Raw genomic sequence first — 24,675 nt, forward strand, 5'->3', positions numbered from 1 at the left:
TCTTCCTTTTTATAGACTGTTTTTAATGAAATTAAGTGAGCCTTGTACGGCTAATTTCTGGCAAAGTTCATCAAACTCTTCTTGTAATTGCATGATATTGCGTTCGGAATCGACACTGGCCGTAATAGCGATATGGAACTGATTTGATTCACTGCCCACTTTTTCTTTGCTAATGGTTTGAGCGCTCAATGAAGCAAGTCCAATCTCTTTCTCGGCAAAAAATTGCGTGAAGTGCTCTGTCAATCCTGGCTTGTCTTCAGACTCAACAAACACTTCCATCGTGTAAGAGGTATCAAGCGGCGCATGAGTTGAGGTGCGCTTCATGATGGTGATGAGGTTATGCTCTTGACCAAGCAAAGGTAATGTCGTTTCGACGCGAGTGACGGCTGCATTGTTGCCAGAGAGCAGCATGATTAGGGTGAACTCATTGCCAAAAAGTGCAATGCGACTGTCAACAATGTTGCATCCAGACTGAGTGACCAGGTGAACAACTTGGTTGCACACACCTGGGCGATCGGTTCCGACCGCAGTAATCACCAAATGTTGAGTCATAGTCTCACTTATTATCTTGTTAGGATTATTAATTCGATAGCTTAGCACAGATGGCGGTGATAGAAATGCTAGTGCTTCGCTTTAGAATTAATTTTATACAATTGAATCGATGGTTTGATTTTCCTTACTCGATACTGACATTAAGACAAATAAAAGGCGTAATTTGCCAAATATCTAACATCTGATAAATATTCATTCATTTAGGTGATTTAAGCGCAGTTAATCGCTTGTCTTTTTCAATCGCCTTACAGTACCATGCAGAAAGTAACAAATGAGGGAGAAGGACATGTTTTCAGGAAGTATCGTAGCGTTAATTACACCGTTTAATCATGATGGCGAAGTCGACTATGTCAGCTTAAAGAAGCTTGTTGACTACCATGTAGCCGCGGGTACCAATGGTATCGTTGCTGTCGGCACCACAGGTGAGTCTGCAACGCTAACTATTGAAGAGCATGTCAAAGTCGTGTTGAAGACGGTGGAGTTTGCCGATGGCCGTATTCCTGTGATTGCAGGTACGGGTGCAAATGCAACTCATGAGTCTGTCACGTTTAGCCGCTTGCTAAATAACTCTGGCATTGTTGGCTGCTTAAGTGTCACTCCTTACTATAACAAGCCAACTCAAGAAGGGCTTTTCCAGCACTATAAGGCGATAGCTGAAGAGAGCGACGTTCCTCAGATCCTATATAATGTCCCAGGTCGCACTGCGGTAGATTTAAAGCCTGAGACAGTTGCACGCTTAGCGGAAATCGATAACATCGTGGCATTGAAAGATGCAACGGGCGATCTTGGACGAATTGCAATTCATCGTGAACTTTGTGGCGAAGATTTTATCTTACTAAGTGGCGATGATGCGACGGGTCTTGAATTCGTTAAGCAAGGCGGCCAAGGCGTGATTTCTGTCACGAACAATATTGCCGCTGAAGATATGGCGACCATGTTCCGACTGGCTAAAGAGGGCAAGTTTGACGAAGCGGAAATCATTAATCAGCGATTAATGGCTCTTCACAAGAACTTGTTTATTGAGTCTAGCCCTATTCCAGTGAAGTGGGCCGCGCACAAACTTGGTCTTATCACAAACGGTGATTTGCGCCTTCCTCTGACCGAATTGTCAGAAAGTGCGCGCCCGATTGTGGCTCAAGCAATGACTGAAGCCTGCATCTACTAATTTAAGAAAAATTGCCGAAGACCACTCTTCGGCATTTACTTATCAGGAGTTTCAATGAAATTGTCTCACCAGCTAGTTCTCAGTTCGCTAGCTGTTTTTGTTTTAACAGCATGTTCTGGTAACGCGACTCAACGCCGTCAGGCGAAAGATGACTTTGAGTATCTTGATACTCCAGCGTTAGAAGAATGGAAGATGGCTGAAGGTGCGGAGCCTCAGTTTTATACCAACTATCAAATCCCTCAAGGTGATTACGCTGGTGGCATCGGAAAAGAGGTCGACATTCGCCCACCTCAGCAAGTGCTAGAGCTAATCCCTGGAGCTCGAGCAGAACGTAAGCAAGGTGAAACAACCCTATGGTTGCTCCGAGAGAGTGAGCTCGATACTGTTTGGGCGACTGCGATGAAAATGCTTCAAGAGCAAAACATCGGTATTCGTGAGCAAACCGCGACACGTGTCGAGACCGATTGGGTGACTTGGTCATCGGAAGATGAAGACGTTGAACTTGGTGCTCGTTATGAAATCGATAGAGTGAAAGCGGGCGGACGCCACGGTTTTAAAATTGCTCTAATCGACTGGAAAGAAGCAGGCAAAGAGAAGCCTGTAACTGCGCTAAATAAAGAACGTTACAATGCCTTGATGACTAACTTGGTGACGGCGCGTTACGATCTTGACCTTCGTGAAGAAGCACAGCGCAAAGCGCAAGAATTGGTTAAGCATATTCCAATTACCATGGGCTCCGACCGAAGCGGTTTCCCTGTGATTATTGCTCGAACGCCTTATAACGTGCTTTGGCAACGCTTGCCGCGATTACTGCCAAATATGGGCTTTACGATTGAAGAGCGTAATCAGTCTCAAGGTACGATAAAAGCGAAGTATGCTTCGCCAGACGATGAGTTTTGGAATGATATCGGTGTGAAACCGATCAGCCTGAGCTCAGGTACGTACACCTTCCTATTTGGTGATTTAGGCAACCGCACTTCTATCAATGTGACAGACTCTTCTGGTAAGCCAGTTGAGGAACAGTTGCTAAAAGATATGGTACCGGTTTGGAGTGCAATTACGGGTAAGCAGAGCGAACAGTAATTGCTACACTGAAATAATAAAAAAGCTGACTTATCACTAAGTCAGCTTTTTTTGTTTCTAGGTGAACGCTATAGAATCATTGCGGCAATCCAGCCAAAAATGATAAGAGGGATGTTGTAGTGCACAAAGGTGGGCACGACGGTTTCCCAAATATGTTCATGCTGGCCATCCGCGTTAAGCCCTGATGTTGGACCTAAGGTTGAATCTGATGCCGGTGAACCTGCGTCACCAAGTGCCGCCGCTGTGCCCACAAGCGCAATGGTTGCCATTGGTGAGAAACCGAATGCCGCCGCCAAAGGAACGTAAATCGTTGCGAGAATTGGAATCGTAGAGAACGAAGAGCCAATACCCATGGTCACCAACAAGCCCACAACCAGCATCAGTAGCGCTGCCATTGGTTTGTTGTCACCAATGCTGGTTGATAGTGCTTCAACCAAAGATTCGACACCGCCTGTCTGCTTCATTACTGCGGCAAAGCCTGCTGCGGCAATCATGATGAAGCCTATCATCGCCATCATGTGAACGCCCTTGGTAAACACGTCGTGCGTCTCTTTCCATGCAATCACACCACCGAAGGTAAAGACCATAAAGCCGGCCAAACCGCCGATAATCATCGATCCTGTTGTCAGCTGAACCGATAACGCCGCAACGATACCTGCGGCAGCAACCCAGATGTTCTTTTTGTTGATGCCTTTAGGGGATTCTTCGACGTGCGTAAGTTCTGTTTCTTCATAGATACGAGGCTTACGGTAGCTAAAGAAAATCGCCGTCAACAAACCGAAGATCATCCCCGCAGCGGGTAGAAGCATGGCAACAGGCACTTGGCTTGCGACAACATTTTCTAAACCGTTGTCATGGAGGTTTTTGAGCAGAATATTATTGAGGAAAATACCGCCAAAGCCGACAGGTAGCACCATGTAGGGGGTCACTAAGCCGAAGGTGAGTACACACGCAATCATGCGGCGGTCTAGCTTCAGTTTTGCGAACACGCCCAATAGAGGTGGAATCAAAATGGGAATAAAGGCGATATGGACAGGCACAATGTTTTGTGAAGACATGGTCACAAGCACTAAGGCGACAAGCACAGCGTACTTAAGACCTGTCGATGCAGAGCCATTCTCTTGGCCGTGAATGCGTTTGATAACACTGTTGGCAAGAAGGTCTGTGATACCAGACTTAGAGATCGCAACAGCAAATGTACCGAGCATCGCATAGCTAAGTGCAATTGTTGCACCGCCCCCAAGACCGCTTTCAAAAGCAGCAATCGCGTCATTCAAGCTCATGCCCGCGACGAGACCACCGACAATCGCACTGAATGTCAGGGCAACCACGACATTCACGCGCATCAGTGCTAGGAGCAGCATGATACATACGGAAATAACAACAGGATTCATAGTTTTCTCTTTGTTGTGTTTACTTATTAATTATTGTTCTCGGCATCAGCGTCAATGAGTGGCCAACCCCCTAGGGCTTTCCATTTATTGACGATGCCGCAAAAAAGCTCTGCTGTTTTTTGTGTGTCATAGAGAGCAGAGTGGGCTTCTTTGTTGTCAAATTCCATCCCAGCAGCTTTACACGCTTTGGCTAACACAGTTTGCCCGTAAGCGAGACCGCTTAGCGTTGCCGTGTCGAAGGTTGCGAAGGGATGGAAAGGGACTCGTTTAAGCTTGCTACGGTCACTGGCTTCCATGACGAAGCTGTGATCAAACTGAGCATTGTGCGCGACGATGATGGCACGGCTGCAATCGGCCGCTTTTTGCTCTTTGCGTACTAGCTTGTAAATTTCTTTGAGTGCTTCTGACTCGGGAGTTGCCCCACGAAGTGGGCTAAATGGGTCACGAAGACCGATAAAGTCGAGCGCCTCTTTTTCGATATTGGCACCTTCGAATGGCTCAACATGAAAGTGAATGGTCGATGCGGGTTGGAGATCGCCGTTGTCATCCATTTTTAAAGTAACGGCACAAATTTCCAAAAGTGCATCGGTTTTGGCGTTGAACCCTGCAGTTTCAACATCGATAACTACGGGGAAATAGCCGCGAAAGCGTTTTTTAAGCGTCAATGCTTCGTTTTCTACAGTCATGTTGGCTTATAATTGTGTGACAAGGGCAGCATTATTGCAGATTCTTTGATCAAGAAAAACCGCATTGTCGAATTTAAAGTCAATCGTAATTGATAGTTTTATTTTTCCTTGTGTGATGGAGAAGGAATGCCACCTTGGCGAGATTTTTGCATTGTATCTACTGTCTCAACTGAGCGCGGCAATATTCCGCCTCAGCCCATGCTTTCATTAAGAGAAGTAACACACTATGAAGAAGCGGTTTGCAACAGGACTGACACTCACCTTAGCGACGATTGCACACAACAGTTGGGCAATGGATGTGCGCTACGTGGCTTCGCCACAACAGTCCCAGTGGCAAATGATCACCAATACACCGCTGGAGTGTCGTTTGGTTCATCCCATTCCGAATTATGGCGATGCTGTGTTTTCTTCGCATGCCAGCAAAAAGATCAATCTTGATTTTGAGTTAAAAATGAAGCGCCCAATGGGGAAAACACGTGATGTTTCCTTAACGTCTATGCCACCGGCGTGGCGTCCGGGGGAAGGTGCTAACCGAATCACCAACATCCGATTTTTCCAGCAGTTTGACGGCTATGTCGGCGGGCAAACGGCGTGGAGTATACTCAGCGAGTTGGAAAAAGGGCGTTACCCAACGTTTAGTTATCAAGAGTGGCAAAGTCGTGATGAGCGTGTGGAAGTCGCTTTGTCGTCGGTATTGTTCCAAAATTCCTACAATGTGTTTAGTGACTGTATCGCGAATTTGTTGCCGTATAGCTTTGAAGATATCGCCTTCACGATTCTTCACTATGACCGAACCAGTGTTGAGTTAAACAAGCAATCACAGAAGCGTTTAGCGCAAATCGCGGAGTATATTCGTCATAATCAAGATATTGATTTGGTGTTGGTGTCCACTTACACCGATGCAGAAGACAGCAAGAGCGCCAGTCAAAACCTTTCAGAGCGACGAGCTGAAGTATTGCAAGATTACTTTAAGTCGTTAGGTTTACCTGAAGATCGTATTCGAGTGCAGGGCTATGGCAAACGCCGCCCTGTGGATGATAACGCGTCACCGATTGGGAAAGACCGAAACCGAAGGGTGGTGATTTCTCTGGGGCGAACTCAGGTCTAAAGCCAAAATAGCCAGCATATTGCTGGCTATTTTGATCAGAGTCGGTGATTAGTTTAAACGAAACTTAGCAATAAGATTGCAGTTGGTCGCGGTATCGATATCTTGCACTAGCTGGGCAATTTTCGGATTTGGATGGCGCTTCATAAACTCGATCAACGCTTTTTTACAACACCCCATCGAATCGATAAAGGCGTCACAATCACTGTTTGGACATTGTGGAACCAAGGTTAAAACTTTTTCAGATGCGAGTTGAAGGTATTTAAGCTCGTAGGGTACATCACCCATCTGGCGCCAGAACATCGCCATATTGTGACAAGATATCACCGAAATCATTAAGCGATCTTCGACGTCAACGTCATCGGCATCTCCGATACGCTCACTGAGTGTTAATGCTTGTTGATAGTGAAGAATACTCCGTAAGTGATCCTCTTCATTCATTGCCATGTCTGCGAGCAATGTATGTTTCTCCCACTCTGCAATACCCATGATCTCATTCTCCTCGTGATTAGTAGAGTGAGATTAAATGATAATTATTATCAAGTAAAGATTAAAAAATAAGACAGCGTGTTGCTGCCCTATTTCCTACTTGATTCGGTCGTTTAACCTTCTAGCCCCGCTGTGGCCGATTTGTTCTGAATAAGCTCGATCATGTAGCCATCAGGGTCTTTTACAAAGGCAATATGTGTTGAACCACCTTTTACTGGGCCAGGCTCTCGGGTCACGTTGCCACCTGCCGCTTTGATTGCGTCACAAGTGGTGTAGATGTCGTCGACACCTATTGCGATATGGCCAAATGCGGTGCCAAGGTCGTACTCACTCGTACCCCAGTTGTAAGTTAACTCAATCACGGCACCTTGCGATTCATCACCATAACCTAAGAATGCAAGCGTGTATTCGTACTGCTTGTTTTCATTGGTGCGAAGTAGAGTCATTCCCATGACTTCGGTGTAAAACTGGATTGATTTATCAAGATCACCTACGCGAAGCATAGTGTGCAGAATGCGTCCGTTTGACATTGTTCACTCTCCTAACTTTCTGGATAGACTTTTTCTTTGAATTCACACAGGTCTTCAATAATACAGCTTCCGCAGCGCGGCTTGCGCGCCACACAAGTATAGCGGCCATGAAGAATGAGCCAGTGATGGACATCCAATTTGAATTCTTTGGGTACGACCTTAAGCAACTTCTCTTCAACTTGGTCGACATTTTTGCCCATAGCAAATTTAGTGCGATTGGATACGCGGTAGATGTGGGTATCGACGGCAATGGTAGGCCAACCAAAGGCGGTATTGAGCACCACATTCGCCGTTTTACGCCCGACACCCGGCAAGGCTTCTAGTGCCTCGCGATCTTCTGGTACTTCACCATTGTGTTTTTCCAATAAGATCTGACACGTTTTAATCACGTTCTCAGCTTTCGAGTTAAACAAGCCGATGGTCTTAATGTACTCTTTGACACCATCCACCCCTAAATCAAACAATCCCTGAGGGGTGTTGGCAACAGGGTAGAGCTTATCCGTTGCTTTGTTGACACTGACATCGGTGGCTTGCGCTGAAAGCAGGACCGCAATCAACAACTCAAAAGGGGTGCTCCAGTTGAGCTCGGTTTGCGGGTTTGGGTTGTCTGCTCTCAGCCGTTCTAATATTTGACGGCGTTTATCTTTGTTCATTTGAGGCTGCTTTCCAGTGTTTTTTTATTGTTAGTTTGTTACTCGCGCTCGTTCTATTGTTGGTTTTTCTTGTTTTGGTTGGCGAGCTTCAAGTTGTTTATCGATGATATTTTTGACGGCGATGAGTAGCCCCACACCAATAAAGGCACCCGGAGGGAGAAGGGCAAGCAAGAAGCTGTTATCAAACTGAAAGACTTCGATTCTCAACGCTTTCGCCCATTCACCGAGTAGTAAGTCTGCACCATCAAATAAAGTGCCATTGCCTATCACTTCACGCATTGCACCGAGAACGACTAACACGCTTGTCATGCCCATTCCCATCCAAAAACCATCTTGCGCAGACGGTAAAACATCATTTTTAGATGCGAAGGCTTCTGCGCGGCCAATGATGATGCAGTTGGTGACGATCAGTGGAATGAAAATCCCAAGCGACAGGTACAAACCATAGGCGTATGCGTTCATTAATAGCTGAACACAGGTCACCAGTGCGGCAATGATCATTACAAATACTGGGATACGCACTTCTTTTGGTACGTAGTCGCGTACTAGAGAAACGGTGACGTTGGATCCGACGAGAACCAACAGCGTGGCGATACCCAGTCCAAGTGCGTTGGTGACCGTGGAAGAGACCGCTAACAGTGGACAGAGCCCGAGGAGCTGTACCAGTGCGGGGTTGTTGTCCCACATGCCATTTTTAATCAGTGCTTTGTGTTCACTCATTGTTGCCTCCGCAGTTTAGAGGTTGGTTGAGAATTTGCTCACGATGTGTGTTGACGTAAGAGACGGTATTTTTGACCGCTTTTACGACAGCACGCGGTGTAATAGTTGCCCCAGTAAACTGATCAAATTGCCCGCCATCTTTACGCACTTTCCAGGTTGATTGATTTTCTTCAGTTACCGTTTTGCCCGAAAAACTCAATATCCAATCGCTGACACGCAGATCAATCTTGTCACCTAAGCCTGGAGTTTCTTGATGGCTTAGAATACGTGAACCAAGAACTTCTCCGTTTTGTGCGATGCCAACAATCAATTTTATCGCGCCATTGTAGCCATCAGGTGCAATGGCTTCGATGGCCAATGCAGAGGGTTGTCCTGCGATCGATGCCATGTAAACCGGCATAGGTTGTTCGGTGCCTAAAGCAGAGTCACTGACAAATGTGCAGGCTTGATATAGGTCGTTGTCATGCAACTCTTGAGGAATCACTTGGTTGAGTACTGACAACAGCTGAGCTTGCTCTTGCTGGTGGATCTGGTCTTTGGTTAAGTAATGCGTCAACGCGACTAAGCCTGTAGAAGCACAAGCAAATACGGCAAGGACAACACCATTTTTACGAATTGCGTTTAACATGCTGCTCCTTAGTGTCCATAGGTACGTGGCTTAGTGTAATAGTCGATCAGAGGGACACACATATTGCCTAAAAGAACGGCAAAAGCGACACCGTCTGGGAAGCCGCCCCAGCTTCGAATAATAAACACCATCACACCAATGAAGGCACCGAATATCAAACGTCCCTTAACCGTCGTTGACGCAGAGACAGGGTCAGTTGCGATGAAAAATGCGCCTAGCATGGTTGCCCCAGAGAGCAGGTGCAGTATTGGTGAAGCGGTTTCACCCGGAGCCAATAATAGGAACAGGCCACTTGCCGCCGTTAGACCCAGTAAAAAGCTGACGGGAATATGCCAACTAATGACGCGAAGTTTAATTAACGCAAGACCGCCAATTAGGTACGCTAAGTTCACCCATTCCCAGCCAATGCCAGCGAGAGCGCCAAATTGTGGCTGAGACATCGCTTCGCTCGCGGTATTTCCGGTAAGAAGGGCTGTCTTAAACGCATCCAATGGCGTTGCCATCGTAACTCCATCGATACCCGTGCGAATTTGTTGCAGCGATAGACCATCTAAGTTGAATCCGGTAAAGATGAGTGAGAATGCATCCCCCATTGAGATAGATGTCGCTTGCAGCTCACTCGGTGATACCCAGCTTGTCATCTGGACAGGGAAAGAGATGAGCAAGACGACATAAGCGACCATGGCAGGATTGAATAGGTTCTGTCCTATGCCGCCATACAAGTGCTTTGCGATGACAATGGCAAAAATAAGACCGATGACAACGATCCACCAAGGAGAGAATGGTGGAATGGCGATCGCAAGCAACCAAGCGGTTACTATGGCGCTGTTGTCGCGCAGTGCCGACATCGGAGAGCGCTTGCGGCAAACCATCACTAACGCTTCTAGGCTTAAGCCGACAGCTAAAGCGAGTATTAGCTGAATTAGGGTTCCCCAGCCAAAGAAATAGGTTTGTGCTGCCAAGCCTGGTAGTGCACATAATGCAACCCACTTCATTAGGTCAGGAGTGCTTCTGCGACTGTGCGCATGGGGTGAGCTGGCAATAAAAAAGGCCACTACTCTTTCTCCTCAGAATTTTGTTGTTCTTTTGCTTGTTGTTGCGCAGCTTTGCGCGCTTTAGCTCGTGCAATGGCAGCAGCAACAGCAACTTTTTTCGGATCGTCCGCTTGAGCAGGCTCAGTCTCGGCTTGCTCAACTTGCGGCTTCGCTTCTGGTTGAGCTTGCTCTGCTTCTTGCGCAGCTTTACGCGCTTTAGCTCGGGCAATGGCAGCAGCGACAGCGGCTTTTTTCGGATCGTCCGCTTGCGCAGGCTCAACCTCGGCTTCCTCAACTTGCGGCTTCGCTTCTGGTTGAGTTTGCTCTGCTTCTTGCGCAGCTTTGCGTGCTTTCGCTCGAGCAATGGCAGCAGCGACAGCGGCTTTTTTCGGATCGTCCGCTTGAGCAGGTTCAGCCTCGGCTTCCTCAACTTGCGGCTTCGCTTCTGGTTGAGCTTGCTCTGTTTGCTGCGCAGCTTTACGCGCTTTTGCTCGTGCAATGGCAGCAGCGACAGCGGCTTTTTTCGGATCGTCCGTTTGTGCTGGCTCAGTTTCGGCTTCCTCAATTTGAGGCTTAGCTTCTGGCTGAGTTTGCTCTGCTCCTTGCGCGGCTTTGCGTGCTTTCGCCCGCGCGATGGCAGCTGCTACAGCGGCTTTTTTCGGATCGTTCGCTTGAGCAGGTTCAGCCTCGGTTTCCTCAACTTGCGGCTTAGTTTCCGGTTGAGTTTGCTCTGCTCCTTGCGCGGCTTTGCGTGCTTTCGCCCGCGCAATGGCAGCAGCGACTGCGGCTTTTTTCGGATCGTCCGCTCGAGCAGATTGAGCCTCGACTTCCTCAACTTGAGGCTTCGCTTCTGGCTGAGTTTGCTCTGCTCCTTGCGCGGCTTTGCGCACTTTTGCTCTTGCTATCGCATCAGCGACTGCAGCTTTTTTATCACTGGTAGGCGCGTCACTGTTTGTTTGTTCGGCTTTCTTAGCTTTTGCTCTAGCGATTGCAGCAGCAACAGCGTCTTTTTTGTCTGAGCTGTCAACACTATGCTCTGAAGTCGATTGTTGAGCTTTTTGTGCTTTTCGCTCACGAGCTTGGCGTTTACGTTCCTCACGCAACTTCATCATTTCGGAATTGTCGGGTTCGCTACTGCCTGAATGTTGCGCAGCAGCCTGCTTCGCCTTCGCTTTGGCAATGGCAGCGGCAACCGCAGGTTTCACCTCATTTTCAGCAGCTGCATTATCCGATTTTTGCGCTTTTACGCGTGCGATAGCGGCGGCGATCGCATCATCACAGCCAGACTTTTTCATCTCTTTGCGACGATCGTCGGCCGCTTTCTTGAAGCGATTTTCTCGTTCGGCTTTATCTCGCTCCATGCGCGCTTTTTTCTCTTCAAAGCGTATTTTCGCGCGCTCTGCCGCTTCCGCTTCTTCTTTACGAGTGCGAATTTCTGCTTTTGCTTGGCGGTAGTATTGAACAAGTGGAATTTCACTCGGGCAGACAAACGCACACGCCCCACATTCAATACAGTCTTTTAGGTTTAGCTCTTCACACTTATCGAACTCTTCAGCTTTGGCGTGCCACTGGAGTTGTTGAGGAAGCAATGACGCGGGGCAGACTTCTGCGCACTGACCGCAACGAATACACGCCATCTCATAGTGGTCTGGTGAGATCTCTTTGCGAGTCGGTGCGAGGATGCAGTTTGCTGTTTTGGTGATGGGCACATTGGCATGTGGCAAGGTGAACCCCATCATAGGGCCGCCCATAATTAGGCGAGGCAGTTTTTTATCGGCTTTGTAGCCAAATTCATCGAGTAGCGCTTGCACAGGAGTACCGATTCGCGCCCAAACGTTTCTTGGCTGTTTAAAGGTATCACCTGTTAACGTAACGATGCGCTCGATGAGTGGTTCGCCGTCGCAAACGGCACGCTTGATTGCCTGTAGCGAGCCGACGTTTTGTACCAGCAAACCAATATCTGCAGGTATCCCATTTGCTGGCACTTCTTTATTGGTCAGAATTTTGATGAGCTGTTTCTCACCACCAGAAGGGTATTTGGTCGGAATCACTCGGATGACAATGTCTTTATTTAGTGCCGCGTGTTGTAGAGCCGCGACCGCGTTCGGCTTATTGTCTTCAATGCCAATGATGGTCAGTTTCGGCTTGAGAATATGCTCAACAATTTCGATACCTTGGATGATTTCGTCGGCATGTTCTTGCATCAACATGTCATCTGCGGTGATGTACGGCTCACACTCCGCCGCGTTGACAATCAATATCTCGGTACGTGCTAAGCCAGATTGAATCTTCTTCGCCGTCGGGAAGCCTGCGCCGCCCATGCCTGAAATACCCGCTTGGCGGATAATTTCAATCAGTTCATCAGGGGAGGATTGGCGATAGTCTTCCACGCATGCGCGATCTATCCAGGTCTCTTCGCCATCTGGATGAATGACAATACACAGCTCAGATAATCCTGAAGGGTGAGCGGTTGTTCTATGCTCTATCGCTACAACCTTTCCGGAGGTTGGAGCGTGGATAGGTAGCATAAAGCTGGTGTCGTATTTGGTCAGGGCTTCGCCTTTTTTGACCTCGTCACCCACATTTACGGTTATCGTACCCGGCTTGCCAATGTGCTGTTTGACAGGCAAGACAATCTCGCTAGGGAGACTGGCACGCGCGATGGGTGATTGAATAGACTGTCGCTTGTTTTCTGGTGGGTGAATGCCGCCTGGAAAATCCCACAGAGCGCCCGTTCTAATTTGTTCGATTAATGACAACATACCAGTCCTTAATTCACACTTTTCTGCTTGGCTGCAGAATCGGTAATATCAACAACAGGAATGGCGTCCAGTTGCCATTTCCAGTTCGCTGTAGTGGTTTCTACAGGAATCATTTCAATACAATCTGTCGGACAAGGCGCGACACACAGATCGCAGCCTGTACATTCATCTTTTATGACGGTGTGCAGTGCCTTAGTGCCACCCACGATGGCGTCGACAGGACAAGCTTGGATACACTTAGTACAACCGATGCACATATCTTCATGAATAAAGGCAACGGTCTTAACATCATCCAGTTCGTGGGCTGACTCAGTGGCTTCTACGCCCATTAAATCCGCCAGTTTTTCAATCGTAGCTTGCCCGCCTGGAGGACATTTATTGATTGCATCGCCGTTCGCGATCGCTTCTGCATACGGGCGACAACCTGGGTACCCGCACTGACCACATTGAGTCTGAGGTAAGATGTTGTCGATCTGGTCTACGATAGGGTCCGCTTCCACTTTAAAGCGAATAGAAGCAAAACCAAGAATCGCGCCAAATACGGCAGCCAATGCTGCTACGGCTAATACCGCAATTAGAATCGAGCTCATTACAATTTCACCAACCCAGTAAAGCCCATGAATGCCAGCGACATAAGTCCTGCGGTAATCATTGCGATAGATGCGCCTTTAAAGGGAGCGGGTACGTCAGCCGCGGTAATACGTTCACGCATGGAAGCAAACAGAATCAGCACTAACGAGAAACCCACCGCAGCACCAAAACCATAAATGATGGATTCAATAAAGTTATGGTTTTCATTGATATTGAGTAACGCGACACCCAGAACCGCACAGTTGGTCGTGATAAGGGGCAAGAAAATTCCCAGTAAGCGGTAGAGTGTTGGGCTGGTTTTGTGGACCACCATTTCCGTGAACTGTACGACAACAGCGATCACTAAAATGAAGCTCATGGTCCTGAGGTATTGAAGACCAAGAGGCGCTAGAATGTAGTTTTCAACAAGGTAGGCGCACACGGAGGCGAGGGTCAAAACGAACGTTGTCGCTAACCCCATTCCGATTGCTGTTTCCAGTTTTTTTGACACGCCCATAAATGGACATAAGCCCAAAAACTTCACCAGTACAAAGTTGTTTACTAGGACAGTGCCTACCAACAACAAAAGATATTCGGTCATAGTTATTTATTTGAGAAATTCCGATCCCGATATTATCGTGCTTTGCCAAGCCAATAACAACCAAGGAAAGATAAGGTTTTATGCTGTTGAGTGAAATTTATACGGATTTAGCGGTAAAAAGTCGCACGAAATATCGATAGAAAGGGTCGTCGATGCTTATCAGATCGGTGTAGCGCGATCGAACTTAGGTTGTAAACGCCATCAATACGAAAAAAGCCCAATCTCTCGATTGGGCTTTTCTCTAAATCTGGCTCCTCCTGCTGGGCTCGAACCAGCGACCTGCGGATTAACAGTCCGTCGCTCTACCAACTGAGCTAAGGAGGAATTGCTTTAAGCGGGGCGAATCTTAACGATCCAGTTTGACCCTGTCAACATTAAATAGGCTGTGAATGATGATTTTTTGCGTAATAAAAAACTTTACTTTCTTGTAGCCCTTATCAGACAAAGGCTAGATTTACTTATCCACCAAAATTGTGGATAACTATGTTAATTAAACTTGAGCAATTAATAAACAATCGATTTGTAGAGTATTAAGTCTAAAAATAATCAATAAAGATCATTTTGTAACCGGTTGTATAATAAAGCGCCAGGTTAATTTTTAGCCATTTTATGACTAAATTGGATCGAGTGGATCATTTCTGTGATCAAGCGATGTAGCGGGAAAATGTGAATAACTTGTGAGCTATTTGAAAGGCTTTTTGAGAAGTGATCTCTGCTTGGGCGGAAGATAGTAACAGGATTGAAATTGATGATCTAGCGATCACAGTACAAATTTATTAAAACAGCGAGATATTTTTTCCTCAGCTATTGTTTCTGTATATTTATACAGTCACAATAATGGATTGATGAAAAGTGGATAGGGCCGAGGTGTCTATGGGTAAAGTATTTGAATTGGTATCGGATTATCAGCCATCGGGCGATCAGCCGACCGCCATCAATCAGTTGCTAGAAGGTTTAGATTCAGGGTTAGCCCATCAAACTTTGCTCGGGGTAACAGGGTCTGGTAAGACGTTTACTTTAGCGAATGTGATCGCCAAAGCGCAACGACCAGCCATTCTCTTAGCACCGAATAAAACGCTAGCAGCGCAGCTGTATGGGGAAATGAAATCATTTTTTCCTCACAATGCGGTTGAGTACTTTGTCTCGTATTACGACTATTACCAACCAGAAGCCTATGTCCCAACAACAGATACCTTCATTGAAAAAGACGCGTCAGTAAACGCACATATCGAGCAGATGCGTTTGTCTGCCACCAAAGCACTACTTGAACGAAAAGATGCCATCATTGTTGCGTCGGTCTCCGCGATTTATGGTTTGGGTGATCCAGAAGCCTATCTGCAAATGATGCTGCATATTCGTCGCGGTGATGTTTTAGATCAGCGCGATATTTTGCGTCGTCTTGCAGAGCTCCAATATAGCCGTAATGATGTTGCCTTTGAACGCGGTCAATTTCGCGTTAGAGGAGAGGTGATCGACATTTTCCCTGCAGAATCAGATCAAGATGCGGTTCGTATTGAGATGTTTGATGATGAAATTGACTGCATTAGCATTTTTGACCCACTGACCGGTGTGGTAAAACAGCGCGATTTACCACGTTTCACCATTTACCCGAAGACCCACTATGTAACCCCACGTGACCGGATTCTAGATGCTATTGAAAACATCAAGGTCGAATTGGAGTCACGTAAAAAGTATCTCCTAGAAAACAACAAATTGCTTGAAGAACAGCGGATCTCACAGCGTACTCAGTTCGACATTGAAATGATGAACGAACTCGGTTTTTGTTCTGGAATCGAAAACTACTCTCGTTACTTGAGCGGGCGTAAAGAAGGAGAGCCGCCTCCGACCTTGTTTGACTATCTTCCTCATGATGGCCTTCTAATCATCGATGAATCGCACGTCACCGTGCCACAGATTGGCGCCATGTATAAAGGTGACCGTTCTCGTAAAGAGACCTTGGTAGAGTTTGGTTTTCGCCTACCTTCAGCACTTGATAACCGACCAATGAAGTTTGAGGAGTTTGAATCTATTGCTCCGCAAACTATTTTTGTCTCAGCGACGCCCGGTAATTATGAGCTGGAAAAATCTGACAACGAGATCGCTGATCAGGTGGTTCGTCCTACTGGTTTACTTGACCCTGAATTAGAAGTGCGTCCTGTGGCAACCCAAGTGGATGACCTGTTGTCTGAGATTCGAATTCGCTCTGTTAAAGATGAGCGTGTACTGGTTACCACACTCACTAAGCGTATGGCGGAGGATTTGACTGAGTACCTTACGGAACATGATGTGAAAGTGCGCTATCTCCATTCTGATATTGATACGGTTGAGCGTGTTGAAATTATCCGCGACCTGCGCTTGGGCGAGTTCGATGTCTTGGTCGGCATTAACTTGTTACGTGAGGGCTTGGACATGCCGGAAGTGTCTTTAGTTGCTATCTTAGATGCCGACAAAGAAGGTTTCCTTCGCTCCGAACGGTCATTAATTCAGACCATTGGCCGTGCTGCACGAAATGTCAGTGGTAAAGCGATCCTGTACGCGGACTCGATCACCAAGTCGATGAAGAAAGCGATGGACGAGACCAATCGCCGCCGTGAGAAGCAGCAGGAATACAATGAAAAAATGGGGATTGAACCACAAGCTCTGAAACGCAACATTAAAGACATCATGGAGCTCGGTGACATCACCAAGAGTAAGAAGCAGCGTGTGAGTAAAGCGGTACCGTTATCGAAGGTAGCGGAATCGTCACAACGTTATGATGTCATGACACCACAACAGCTTGAGAAAGAGATCAGCAAACTAGAAGCGCAAATGTATCAACATGCGCAAGACCTGGAGTTTGAATTGGCGGCAGAAAAGCGCGATCAGATCGAAAAACTGCGTCAGCAATTTATCGCCAACAGTTAACGGCTTTATCAAGATAAAAAAATAGCCAATAGATAAGGTATCTATTGGCTGTAATTTGTGAATAATACATTCACTAACAACGTCAGTTGGCTAGGTGACCCATGAGGGTCATAGTAGTTTTAGCAGATACCGTGCCACAAATATTGTGCGTGATTCATCCAAATTCCTACTAATTTGTGTCAAAATAGCCCATTCAATTTGCAAAATGCAAAGCGCAATGCAATCATTTAACAAATTGCAAAATAATAATTGGCTAGGCTATGCAAGAACACACAGATAATCAGAACGCAAAATATTTGCTGATGGTTGAGGATACCGCGTCTGTCGCGGCTCTTTATCGCTCTTATCTAACCCCGCTTTGCATCGACATCAATATTGTCGGTACAGGACGGGATGCAATCGAAAGCCTTAACTTTCGAACCCCCGACCTTATTCTCCTTGATTTGCGTCTTCCCGATATGACAGGGATGGACGTACTTTACGCGGTGAAAAAGAAAAACCCAGACGTGCCAGTTGTATTTATGACCGCGCATGGCTCTATCGATACGGCGGTAGAGGCGATGCGTCACGGCGCACAGGATTTCTTAATTAAGCCCTGTGAAGCCGACCGACTGCGTGTCACCGTTAACAATGCATTACGTAAAGCGAGTAAGTTAAAAAACGAGGCTGACTATCCAGGTAACCAGGGTTATCAAGGGTTTATCGGTAGTAGTCAGACAATGCAGGCGGTTTATCGAACCATTGACTCTGCGGCGTCGAGTAAAGCCAGCATCTTCATCACTGGTGAGAGTGGTACGGGTAAAGAGGTGTGTGCAGAAGCGATCCATGCAACCAGCAAGCGCGGTGATAAACCGTTTATCGCCATCAACTGTGCTGCGATTCCAAAAGACTTGATTGAAAGTGAACTGTTCGGTCACGTAAAAGGAGCATTTACCGGTGCCGCGACCGATCGTCAAGGTGCGGCTGAACTGGCCGATGGAGGAACTCTGTTTCTTGATGAGCTGTGTGAAATGGATCTCGACTTACAAACCAAGCTTTTGCGTTTTATTCAGACAGGCACCTTCCAGAAGGTGGGATCGTCTAAAATGAAAAGCGTGGATGTTCGTTTTGTGTGCGCGACCAACCGGGACCCTTGGAAAGAAGTGGAAGAGGGGCGCTTTAGGGAAGACTTGTACTATCGTTTGTATGTTATCCCGCTTCACTTGCCCCCATTGCGCGAGCGCGGTGACGACATCATTGAAATTGCCTATTCGCTGCTGGGCTTTATGTCAAAAGAAGAAGGTAAGGACTTCGTCCGCTTATCTCCGCAGGTAGTGGAGCGATTTGCCAGCTACGAGTGGCCAGGAAATGTGCGCCAATTGCAAAATGTGCTGCGCAATGTCGTGGTGCTTAATAATGGCAAGGAAATTGATTTGTCTATGTTGCCTCCGCCATTAAACAAGCCGACGGAGAACCAAATTCGGGTTGATTTGCCTGTGTCTGATGAGTTTTCAGTGCAAGACATTTTCCCACTTTGGCTAACGGAAAAGCGGGCCATTGAGCAAGCTATTAAGGCATGTGATGGCAATATCCCTAAAGCGGCGGGCTATCTGGATGTCAGTCCATCGACCATCTATCGCAAGCTGCAATCATGGAATTTGAAGGAAACACAGTAATTATCATGGATGTATTAAACAAAGAGAAAATTGAGCGTTTGGCCAACGAGATTGGCGCGGACAATGTCCCCATTCTCCTTGATATATTCTTAGGCGAGCTGGCTCAGTACAAAAGCAAGCTGACTGATGATGCGAGCTTGGATGTGGTGTCTTATCTAAAAGAGATCAGTCATGCACTCAAAAGTAGTGCTGCGAGCTTTGGGGCTGAGGTGCTGTGTGCTTATGCCATAGAGTTAGATTCTATGGCAAAAGCCGGTCAATCGTTTGACCCAAACAGCAGCCGAGACAAAATGATTGATCTACTGAGTGAAACCGAATCGCACTATCAGCGTTTAGTTTCTCAGTAAGGCATCAATGGCGTCATGCAATTTGTCTCGGTCATGACGCCAGTCCCGATTGGGTGAAGCGAGCGGTGTGGTCACACAGTTCCACTCTTCTAGTTCAGGGTGCGCTTCTTCGCCTAGCACCACGTCTATCTGTCGGCCTTGGCAGGCTCGCTCGCACCATTCCAGTTTTTCACGCAAACTCATTTTACCGGCGGGCCCGAATTCAGGCGATAAGTTCTCAACGAATATAAGCTGAGCTTTCTTGTTGTTGGCGATCGCGCGACCAACTTCTGACAGGAGCAATGGCGGCATAATACTGGTCAAAAAACTGCCCGGACCGAGAATAATGGCATCCGCTTGCTCAATGGCGATCACGCCTTCTTTTGTCGCAGGGACTTCTGGCTCCAAATCAAGCCTAACCAATTTCTCAGGCATCTCATCAACACTGGTTTCGCCAGTCACCCAGTGTCCTTCAGTCGATAGCGCTTTTAAATCTGAAGGATGTTCAGACATCGGAATGATATTGACATCCACTTTGAGCATGTTGCGGATTAGGTTTGTGGCATCGAGAGGACGTACTGATAAGTTGTCTAATGCGGTGAGCATGAGGTTACCCAAATTATGGCCATCAAGTTCACCCGAGCCTTTGAAACGGTATTCAAACATCATTGAACTGATGGAAGGATCGGTAATCAACTGATTAATGCAGTTACGCGTATCGCCCCATGCTATGCCGCCTTGGCAGCTGCGGATTCGGCCAGTAGAGCCGCCGTTGTCTGTGGTTGCAACTATTCCCGTTGCGTTCTCGCCGAAGTCTTTTAAAGCCGCAAGAATACGACCAAGGCCATGCCCACCGCCGATCGCCACCACTTTTTTGCTTGAATACAAAGTCATTATTTTCGTCTTATTTTTTTATAACCAACTACAATTTAGAATATTGTATTAATAGGAGATACTCAAAACGAGGTATTTTGAGTTACGTGCATGTTTTTTTGACCTCTAGGGTAGAAACACGCACGAATATTAAGTATTTTACTCGACAGCTGCTGGTGGTGTACATATTACGCGAACCAGTTGCCATAACTCCGAGCTCTGCGGGCTAAGTTTGTAAATAAATAAGCGTGTAGAGCCAGTGACAAGTTGTCACAAGGGCAAGGTTGGAAATGACGTTGCCTCCCGTGTTTGGAAAGGTGTTCCGTGGCGCAACAATTCGAAGATAAATTTCATCGCAAGTTTTATTACTTGCGTCTTTCCGTTACTGACGTTTGTAACTTTAAATGCACATATTGCTTGCCTGATGGCTATAAACCATCGGGGCAGAAAAACTCGTCTTTTTTATCCGTACCTGAAATTAAGCGCGTCGTTCGCGCGTTTGCCGATTGTGGTACGTCTAAAGTCCGCATCACTGGTGGTGAGCCAAGCCTACGTAAAGACTTCAACGATATTATCCATACGGTGTCTGAAACACCCGGTATCACCAAAGTCGCGACGACGACGAACGGCTATCGGATGGAAAAGCAGGTCGCTGACTGGAAGCAAGCTGGGCTGACGCACATTAATGTCAGCGTTGACAGCTTAGATCCTCGCATGTTCTATCAAATTACTGGTGAGAATAAATTCTCTGAGGTGATGTCGGGGATTGATCGCGCGTTTGAAGTCGGGTACGAACAAGTCAAAGTCAATGTCGTGTTGATGAAAGATCTCAACGCCAATGAGCTGCCCGCCTTTCTCAACTGGATCAAACATCGTCCAATTCAACTGCGTTTTATTGAATTGATGCAGACCGGGGAGATGGATGAACTGTTCCACAAGCACCACGTTTCTGGCGTAGCGATTCGTAATCAACTGATTGCGAACGGTTGGCTTCTGAAGGTTCGTGCGAACAATGATGGTCCCGCTCAAGTGTTTGTCCACCCAGATTATCAAGGTGAGATTGGCTTGATCATGCCTTACGAAAAAGACTTTTGTGAGAGTTGCAACCGACTTCGTGTCTCCGCTAAAGGTAAGCTGCATTTATGCTTGTTTGGCGATCATGGCGTTGAGTTACGCGACCTTCTTCAGCAAGACTCACAAGAAGATGCGTTGATTCAACGCATCCAAGAACAGTTACAAACAAAATCCGTCAGTCACTTCCTGCACGATGGAAACTCCGGTATGACGCCACATCTTGCGTCTATCGGCGGCTAATCACTGACAACACGTTATTATCTTTATCTTGGTTAAGCGTTGTACTTGGCCAAATCAGAACAAATTGACTACAGGTAGGTGAACAATGGGTCACGCAGAGAGCAAATTTCAACCAGCAAACATTGCCGTATTGACGGTATCTGACACACGTACCGAAGAAAATGATACCTCGGGCGGCTATCTTGTTGAACACGCGAAAGAAGCAGGTCACAACGTTGTGGACAAGCAGATCGTCATCGATGATATGTACAAAATCCGCGCGATTGTTTCTCAATGGATCGCTGATGAAAATGTTCAAGCCATTATGATTACGGGTGGTACAGGCTTTACCTCGCGTGATAGCACGCCAGAAGCGCTAAAACCACTGTTCGACAAAGAAGTGGAAGGGTTTGGTGAGTTGTTCCGTATGGTGTCATACGAAGAGATCGGCACCTCGACGATTCAGTCACGCGCGATTGCTGGATTTGCTAACCATACGGTGATTTTTGCTATGCCAGGGTCAACGGGCGCTTGTCGCACGGGCTGGACGAAGATCATCAAGCAGCAGCTGGATGCAAGCCATCGTCCATGTAACTTTATGCCTCACCTATCGGTATAAGTGAGGGACAGTATGAGCGAATTTACGCACATCAATGCGTCGGGCGAAGCTAATATGGTCGACGTGTCAGCGAAAGCAGAAACCGTTCGTGAAGCGCGCGCTGAAGCCTTTGTCCACATGGCTCCTGAGACATTGCAGTTGATTGTTTCTGGCTCTCACCATAAAGGGGACGTGTTCGCGACGGCTAGAATTGCCGGTATTCAGGCGGCGAAGAAAACATGGGATCTGATTCCGCTTTGCCACCCATTGCTGCTTTCTAAAGTTGAAGTACAGCTTGAGGCGATTGAAGCTGAAAACATGGTTCGAATTGAATCTGTGTGTAAGCTTGCTGGCAAGACGGGTGTTGAGATGGAAGCGCTCACTGCGGCTTCGGTTGCGGCGCTGACTATTTACGACATGTGTAAAGCGGTACAAAAAGACATGGTGATCGGTCAGGTTCGTTTGCTCGAAAAAACAGGTGGAAAGTCAGGACACTTTAAGGTGGATGCATGATTAAAGTACTTTTCTTCGCACAGACTCGTGAACTCGTAGGCGTGGATGAACTCGAAGTGGAGTGCCAGTTTGAGACAGTAGAAGCGCTGCGTGCTCATCTTGCGACACAAGAAGGCAAGTGGGATCTTGCTCTTGAGCCTGGCAAGCTGCTTGCTGCGGTAAACCAATCTATTGTGCCGCTTGATCACTCGTTAACCGAAGGAGACGAAGTCGCCTTTTTCCCTCCAGTCACGGGTGGCTAACATGGATAAGCGTATTTCTGTTCAAACGGCAGATTTTTCTGTCGGCGCCGAATATGACGCCCTTGCGCAAGGCACTTCAGCTGGTGCAGTTGTCACTTTTACGGGTAAAGTTCGCGATATGAATTTGGGTGATAATGTCACTGGCTTATCGTTAGAGCACTACCCAGGAATGACCGAAAAGGCGCTGGGTGATATTTGTGATCAAGCAGAGCAGCGCTGGCCAATCTTGAACATGCGTGTGATTCATCGCGTTGGGGATTTGGATATCGGCGATCAAATTGTATTTGTTGGTGTGTCTAGTGCCCATCGTGGCGCCGCTTTCGAAGCGTGTGAGTTTGTTATGGATTATCTGAAGACCAAGGCTCCGTTTTGGAAGAAAGAGCGGACAACCGACGCGACACGCTGGGTCGAGTCTCGCGATTCAGATGCCAAAGCTGCCGAGCGTTGGACAGAAAAATAAATTGACGATGCCTTTGATGAGCCCTCCCTTCGTGGAGGGCTTTTTTGATTTCACGTAAGCTGGTGGATGGTGCCGCGCTGCTGATTTTTTGCATGAAACAGCGCTTTATCGGCCAATGCTACAATCTTTTCTGCGGTGGTATGGGTGTCGGTTGCCTCATTGAACTTGATGCCAATTGTGATGGTCAGGTGATTTGCGACAGTTGATGCCTTGTGGGGAATGTTCAAATCCAAAATTGACTGCCTGAGCATTTTAGCCCGCATGAGGGAGTCGTCTTGGCTGAGTCCAGATAGATAGACAAGAAATTCATCCCCTCCGTAGCGAAAACAGAGGTCATTGGAACCTGCCCAACCTTGAATCGCTTGGCCGATGGCGATTAACGCGCGATCGCCTTGTATGTGACCATAGTGGTCGTTGTACTGCTTAAAGCAATCTATATCAATCATCAGAATGGCGGAATGTGTCTGGCGTAGGTGAGTTAATTCAATGGCATCAGGCAACAGCACATCGAGTGCGTATCGATTGTACAGTTGGGTCAAATGATCCATGTAGGTGAGCTTTTCAAGTTCAAGCTGTTGGCGAGCCAATGTATCGAGTGCGCGCTTGTACTCCGTGATGTTTCTTACTGTCCAAAGCACCAGCTCGGTATTGGGTAGCGGGATCACGAGCGCACTAAAGTGCTGAACATCGGTCGGCCCTTCTACACCGTCGAAACAAGACAAATCTTTGGGATCGAGCGAATATTCAAGCTCTGAGGGTTTTTGGCTTTCAATGACGTCCACGATAACCTGGCTAAACCATACAGCTTTGTCTGCCGGAAGTACTTGGTATTGCGTAAGACCTACCAGTGCGTCTGGATTGTGATGGCGTTTTGTATCTCTGCCCCCCCACGCTTCGACATAAATCCCCGATTTATTGATCAGAAAAGTAGGTTCGGGCAACGACTCAAACACCGAGTTGATCATGCTTGGATTCGTGGCAATCGCCTCTGAAAAAGTAGAATTCACTCAGCCCGCCCTTACTCGTTTTATCAATCCTACCTATAGTTTAGACAGTTTAGAGTACATCGTGATCATACGGAGGGTGTATTTATGCGAATTCAAATGATGAAAAGGTCAATAATTATTGCCGTGGTGGTAGGGACTCTGCTTAACCTTATCAATCAAGGGGACGCACTGGTCGCGGGGCTAAGTATAGACTGGTTTAAAGTGATTCTAACTTACTGCGTTCCTTTTGCTGTTTCCCTTGTCAGCAGTTGGTTTACACAACGAGAAATCGAGAAGAAAAATGAGTCACTAAAAAGTTGATAGGTAATAGCAATTGTAAAAATTGGTGATTTCCATTTAGTAAAATCAAGAAATTAGACAACAATTACAGTATCAGCAGCGTAGCTTGCACGTTAAGGAGACATAAATGGAATCATTAAAAGTAAAAGACTACATGACACTGCAAGCAGTGACGTTTTCCCCTGATATGTCATTGAGTGCCGCTTTGGAAAAGGTACTCGACTCTCGTTATCTAGGTGGTCCGGTGATTAATGATAAAAAAGAAGTTATCGGCTTTTTATCAGGACAAGACCTACTCGATAAACTGATTAAGGTGTCTTACTACTGTCAAGATACTCACATTGTATCTGACTGTATGCATTCGGAAGTGCTGTCGGTGACGTCTGATACATCCATCATTGAATTAGCCGAAATGATGACTGTTGGTAAGCCTAAGGTCTATCCAGTAATCGATAATGGGAAGCTTGTCGGCATTATTACTCGTCGAGATGTGCTCCGAGCGATTGGCAAAAACATTGATGACTGTTTTAAGCACCCTGTATAGCGAGGCGTG

General features: G+C 47.0%; 27 protein-coding genes, 1 tRNA gene and 1 riboswitch. Of the genes, 13 read left to right on the forward strand and 15 right to left on the reverse strand.

What is annotated here, in order from left to right:
* Positions 1-9 precede the first annotated feature (9 nt).
* Positions 10-552, reverse strand: a complete 543-nt coding sequence (locus tag RJ47_RS07475; RefSeq protein WP_005476377.1) for a glycine cleavage system protein R — start codon at positions 550-552, stop codon at positions 10-12.
* Between the two features lie 286 nt (positions 553-838).
* On the opposite strand from RJ47_RS07475, the gene dapA reads away from it, so the two are divergent.
* Both dapA and bamC read left to right on the forward strand, forming a co-directional pair.
* Positions 839-1,717, forward strand: coding sequence for a 4-hydroxy-tetrahydrodipicolinate synthase (gene dapA, locus RJ47_RS07480; RefSeq protein WP_039482894.1), 879 nt, complete (start codon positions 839-841; stop codon positions 1,715-1,717).
* Between the two features lie 54 nt (positions 1,718-1,771).
* Positions 1,772-2,800 (forward strand): outer membrane protein assembly factor BamC, encoded by a 1,029-nt coding sequence (gene bamC / locus RJ47_RS07485; protein ID WP_039482897.1) that lies wholly within the window; start codon positions 1,772-1,774, stop codon positions 2,798-2,800.
* 68 nt (positions 2,801-2,868) lie between these two features.
* Here bamC and RJ47_RS07490 read toward each other — a convergent pair whose 3' ends face one another.
* Entirely contained in the window at positions 2,869-4,194 is a 1,326-nt protein-coding gene (locus tag RJ47_RS07490; RefSeq protein WP_039482900.1) for a Na+/H+ antiporter family protein, read from the reverse strand.
* A gap of 26 nt (positions 4,195-4,220) precedes the next feature.
* Positions 4,221-4,880, reverse strand: a complete 660-nt coding sequence (rnt, locus tag RJ47_RS07495; RefSeq protein WP_039482902.1) for a ribonuclease T — start codon at positions 4,878-4,880, stop codon at positions 4,221-4,223.
* 226 nt (positions 4,881-5,106) lie between these two features.
* On the opposite strand from rnt, the gene motY reads away from it, so the two are divergent.
* A complete protein-coding gene (gene motY / locus RJ47_RS07500) occupies positions 5,107-5,988 on the forward strand; it encodes a flagellar protein MotY (RefSeq protein ID WP_038133830.1) in 882 nt (293 codons plus the stop codon).
* A 48-nt stretch (positions 5,989-6,036) separates the two neighbouring features.
* On the opposite strand, the gene RJ47_RS07505 is transcribed toward motY, so the two are convergent.
* The 10 genes from RJ47_RS07505 to RJ47_RS07550 all read right to left on the reverse strand — a co-directional run bounded on the left by RJ47_RS07505 (position 6,037) and on the right by RJ47_RS07550 (position 14,296).
* Entirely contained in the window at positions 6,037-6,474 is a 438-nt protein-coding gene (locus RJ47_RS07505) for a DUF2753 domain-containing protein (protein WP_005476910.1), read from the reverse strand.
* Positions 6,475-6,587: 113 nt separating this feature from the next.
* Positions 6,588-7,004 carry a lactoylglutathione lyase gene (gene gloA / locus RJ47_RS07510; RefSeq protein ID WP_005476906.1) on the reverse strand — a complete coding sequence of 139 codons (417 nt, stop codon included), beginning with the start codon at positions 7,002-7,004 and terminating at the stop codon, positions 6,588-6,590.
* A gap of 11 nt (positions 7,005-7,015) precedes the next feature.
* Positions 7,016-7,657, reverse strand: a complete 642-nt coding sequence (gene nth, locus RJ47_RS07515; protein ID WP_005476904.1) for an endonuclease III — start codon at positions 7,655-7,657, stop codon at positions 7,016-7,018.
* A 30-nt stretch (positions 7,658-7,687) separates the two neighbouring features.
* A complete protein-coding gene (locus RJ47_RS07520; protein WP_005476903.1) occupies positions 7,688-8,377 on the reverse strand; it encodes an electron transport complex subunit E in 690 nt (229 codons plus the stop codon).
* The gene (gene rsxG / locus RJ47_RS07525; RefSeq protein ID WP_038133841.1) at positions 8,370-9,005 is read right to left on the reverse strand and encodes an electron transport complex subunit RsxG; all 636 of its coding nucleotides are present in this window, start codon (positions 9,003-9,005) and stop codon (positions 8,370-8,372) included. The genes RJ47_RS07520 and rsxG overlap by 8 nt, the downstream gene beginning before the upstream one ends.
* An 8-nt stretch (positions 9,006-9,013) precedes the next feature.
* Entirely contained in the window at positions 9,014-10,060 is a 1,047-nt protein-coding gene (gene rsxD, locus RJ47_RS07530) for an electron transport complex subunit RsxD (protein ID WP_039482908.1), read from the reverse strand.
* The gene (gene rsxC / locus RJ47_RS07535; protein WP_039482911.1) at positions 10,060-12,801 is read right to left on the reverse strand and encodes an electron transport complex subunit RsxC; all 2,742 of its coding nucleotides are present in this window, start codon (positions 12,799-12,801) and stop codon (positions 10,060-10,062) included. Before rsxC ends, rsxD begins: the two co-directional genes overlap by 1 nt.
* An 8-nt stretch (positions 12,802-12,809) precedes the next feature.
* Entirely contained in the window at positions 12,810-13,391 is a 582-nt protein-coding gene (gene rsxB / locus RJ47_RS07540; protein ID WP_038133845.1) for an electron transport complex subunit RsxB, read from the reverse strand.
* Positions 13,391-13,972: an electron transport complex subunit RsxA gene (rsxA, locus tag RJ47_RS07545; protein WP_005476911.1), complete on the reverse strand. Its 582-nt coding sequence runs from the start codon at positions 13,970-13,972 to the stop codon at positions 13,391-13,393. Before rsxA ends, rsxB begins: the two co-directional genes overlap by 1 nt.
* Positions 13,973-14,220: 248 nt before the next feature.
* Positions 14,221-14,296: transfer RNA gene (locus tag RJ47_RS07550), tRNA-Asn, on the reverse strand.
* A 549-nt stretch (positions 14,297-14,845) separates the two neighbouring features.
* On the opposite strand from RJ47_RS07550, the gene uvrB reads away from it, so the two are divergent.
* The 3 genes from uvrB (at position 14,846) to luxU (ending at position 18,878) form a co-directional block, all read left to right on the forward strand.
* On the forward strand, positions 14,846-16,876 hold the full coding sequence (gene uvrB / locus RJ47_RS07555) for an excinuclease ABC subunit UvrB (RefSeq protein ID WP_039482914.1): 2,031 nt from the start codon (positions 14,846-14,848) through the stop codon (positions 16,874-16,876).
* A gap of 260 nt (positions 16,877-17,136) precedes the next feature.
* A complete protein-coding gene (gene luxO, locus RJ47_RS07560; RefSeq protein ID WP_039482917.1) occupies positions 17,137-18,531 on the forward strand; it encodes a quorum-sensing sigma-54 dependent transcriptional regulator LuxO in 1,395 nt (464 codons plus the stop codon).
* Between the two features lie 2 nt (positions 18,532-18,533).
* Entirely contained in the window at positions 18,534-18,878 is a 345-nt protein-coding gene (luxU, locus tag RJ47_RS07565) for a quorum-sensing phosphorelay protein LuxU (protein WP_197058130.1), read from the forward strand.
* On the opposite strand, the gene RJ47_RS07570 is transcribed toward luxU, so the two are convergent.
* Positions 18,864-19,751, reverse strand: a complete 888-nt coding sequence (locus RJ47_RS07570; RefSeq protein ID WP_005473350.1) for a YvcK family protein — start codon at positions 19,749-19,751, stop codon at positions 18,864-18,866. The two genes, luxU and RJ47_RS07570, sit on opposite strands and share 15 nt — an antisense overlap.
* A 177-nt stretch (positions 19,752-19,928) precedes the next feature.
* A riboswitch (molybdenum cofactor riboswitch) is annotated at positions 19,929-20,066 on the forward strand.
* Here RJ47_RS07570 and moaA point away from each other — a divergent pair.
* The 5 genes from moaA (at position 20,055) to moaE (ending at position 22,836) form a co-directional block, all read left to right on the forward strand.
* Positions 20,055-21,044: a GTP 3',8-cyclase MoaA gene (moaA, locus tag RJ47_RS07575; RefSeq protein ID WP_038213434.1), complete on the forward strand. Its 990-nt coding sequence runs from the start codon at positions 20,055-20,057 to the stop codon at positions 21,042-21,044. It overlaps the preceding riboswitch by 12 nt.
* An 85-nt stretch (positions 21,045-21,129) precedes the next feature.
* The gene (gene moaB, locus RJ47_RS07580; protein WP_005473434.1) at positions 21,130-21,642 is read left to right on the forward strand and encodes a molybdenum cofactor biosynthesis protein B; all 513 of its coding nucleotides are present in this window, start codon (positions 21,130-21,132) and stop codon (positions 21,640-21,642) included.
* A 12-nt stretch (positions 21,643-21,654) separates the two neighbouring features.
* A complete protein-coding gene (gene moaC / locus RJ47_RS07585) occupies positions 21,655-22,134 on the forward strand; it encodes a cyclic pyranopterin monophosphate synthase MoaC (protein WP_005473427.1) in 480 nt (159 codons plus the stop codon).
* Positions 22,131-22,376, forward strand: a complete 246-nt coding sequence (moaD, locus tag RJ47_RS07590; protein WP_039482923.1) for a molybdopterin synthase sulfur carrier subunit — start codon at positions 22,131-22,133, stop codon at positions 22,374-22,376. The genes moaC and moaD overlap by 4 nt, the downstream gene beginning before the upstream one ends.
* A 1-nt stretch (position 22,377) precedes the next feature.
* Positions 22,378-22,836 (forward strand): molybdopterin synthase catalytic subunit MoaE, encoded by a 459-nt coding sequence (moaE, locus tag RJ47_RS07595; RefSeq protein ID WP_038133857.1) that lies wholly within the window; start codon positions 22,378-22,380, stop codon positions 22,834-22,836.
* Between the two features lie 50 nt (positions 22,837-22,886).
* Here the strand turns inward: moaE and RJ47_RS07600 are convergent, their stop codons facing one another.
* Positions 22,887-23,843: a sensor domain-containing diguanylate cyclase gene (locus tag RJ47_RS07600; RefSeq protein WP_039482926.1), complete on the reverse strand. Its 957-nt coding sequence runs from the start codon at positions 23,841-23,843 to the stop codon at positions 22,887-22,889.
* Between the two features lie 84 nt (positions 23,844-23,927).
* On the opposite strand from RJ47_RS07600, the gene nrtS reads away from it, so the two are divergent.
* Positions 23,928-24,143: a nitrate/nitrite transporter NrtS gene (gene nrtS, locus RJ47_RS07605; RefSeq protein WP_039482929.1), complete on the forward strand. Its 216-nt coding sequence runs from the start codon at positions 23,928-23,930 to the stop codon at positions 24,141-24,143.
* A 106-nt stretch (positions 24,144-24,249) separates the two neighbouring features.
* Complete coding sequence (locus RJ47_RS07610; protein WP_005473424.1) at positions 24,250-24,666, forward strand: CBS domain-containing protein; 417 nt, start codon at positions 24,250-24,252, stop codon at positions 24,664-24,666.
* Positions 24,667-24,675 lie beyond the last annotated feature (9 nt).

Origin of the sequence: Vibrio sinaloensis, from assembly GCF_000808535.1 — a bacterium.
GTDB classification, from domain to species: domain Bacteria; phylum Pseudomonadota; class Gammaproteobacteria; order Enterobacterales; family Vibrionaceae; genus Vibrio; species Vibrio sinaloensis_D.

Coding starts and splice junctions, on each gene's coding strand:
- RJ47_RS07475 (WP_005476377.1), bottom strand. CDS start 552: ATGACTCAACATTTGGTGATTACTGCGGTCGGAACCGATCGCCCAGGT.
- dapA (WP_039482894.1), top strand. CDS start 839: ATGTTTTCAGGAAGTATCGTAGCGTTAATTACACCGTTTAATCATGAT.
- bamC (WP_039482897.1), top strand. CDS start 1,772: ATGAAATTGTCTCACCAGCTAGTTCTCAGTTCGCTAGCTGTTTTTGTT.
- RJ47_RS07490 (WP_039482900.1), bottom strand. CDS start 4,194: ATGAATCCTGTTGTTATTTCCGTATGTATCATGCTGCTCCTAGCACTG.
- rnt (WP_039482902.1), bottom strand. CDS start 4,880: ATGACTGTAGAAAACGAAGCATTGACGCTTAAAAAACGCTTTCGCGGC.
- motY (WP_038133830.1), top strand. CDS start 5,107: ATGAAGAAGCGGTTTGCAACAGGACTGACACTCACCTTAGCGACGATT.
- RJ47_RS07505 (WP_005476910.1), bottom strand. CDS start 6,474: ATGGGTATTGCAGAGTGGGAGAAACATACATTGCTCGCAGACATGGCA.
- gloA (WP_005476906.1), bottom strand. CDS start 7,004: ATGTCAAACGGACGCATTCTGCACACTATGCTTCGCGTAGGTGATCTT.
- nth (WP_005476904.1), bottom strand. CDS start 7,657: ATGAACAAAGATAAACGCCGTCAAATATTAGAACGGCTGAGAGCAGAC.
- RJ47_RS07520 (WP_005476903.1), bottom strand. CDS start 8,377: ATGAGTGAACACAAAGCACTGATTAAAAATGGCATGTGGGACAACAAC.
- rsxG (WP_038133841.1), bottom strand. CDS start 9,005: ATGTTAAACGCAATTCGTAAAAATGGTGTTGTCCTTGCCGTATTTGCT.
- rsxC (WP_039482911.1), bottom strand. CDS start 12,801: ATGTTGTCATTAATCGAACAAATTAGAACGGGCGCTCTGTGGGATTTT.
- rsxB (WP_038133845.1), bottom strand. CDS start 13,391: ATGAGCTCGATTCTAATTGCGGTATTAGCCGTAGCAGCATTGGCTGCC.
- rsxA (WP_005476911.1), bottom strand. CDS start 13,972: ATGACCGAATATCTTTTGTTGTTGGTAGGCACTGTCCTAGTAAACAAC.
- uvrB (WP_039482914.1), top strand. CDS start 14,846: ATGGGTAAAGTATTTGAATTGGTATCGGATTATCAGCCATCGGGCGAT.
- luxO (WP_039482917.1), top strand. CDS start 17,137: ATGCAAGAACACACAGATAATCAGAACGCAAAATATTTGCTGATGGTT.
- RJ47_RS07570 (WP_005473350.1), bottom strand. CDS start 19,751: ATGACTTTGTATTCAAGCAAAAAAGTGGTGGCGATCGGCGGTGGGCAT.
- moaB (WP_005473434.1), top strand. CDS start 21,130: ATGGGTCACGCAGAGAGCAAATTTCAACCAGCAAACATTGCCGTATTG.
- moaC (WP_005473427.1), top strand. CDS start 21,655: ATGAGCGAATTTACGCACATCAATGCGTCGGGCGAAGCTAATATGGTC.
- moaD (WP_039482923.1), top strand. CDS start 22,131: ATGATTAAAGTACTTTTCTTCGCACAGACTCGTGAACTCGTAGGCGTG.
- moaE (WP_038133857.1), top strand. CDS start 22,378: ATGGATAAGCGTATTTCTGTTCAAACGGCAGATTTTTCTGTCGGCGCC.
- nrtS (WP_039482929.1), top strand. CDS start 23,928: ATGCGAATTCAAATGATGAAAAGGTCAATAATTATTGCCGTGGTGGTA.
- RJ47_RS07610 (WP_005473424.1), top strand. CDS start 24,250: ATGGAATCATTAAAAGTAAAAGACTACATGACACTGCAAGCAGTGACG.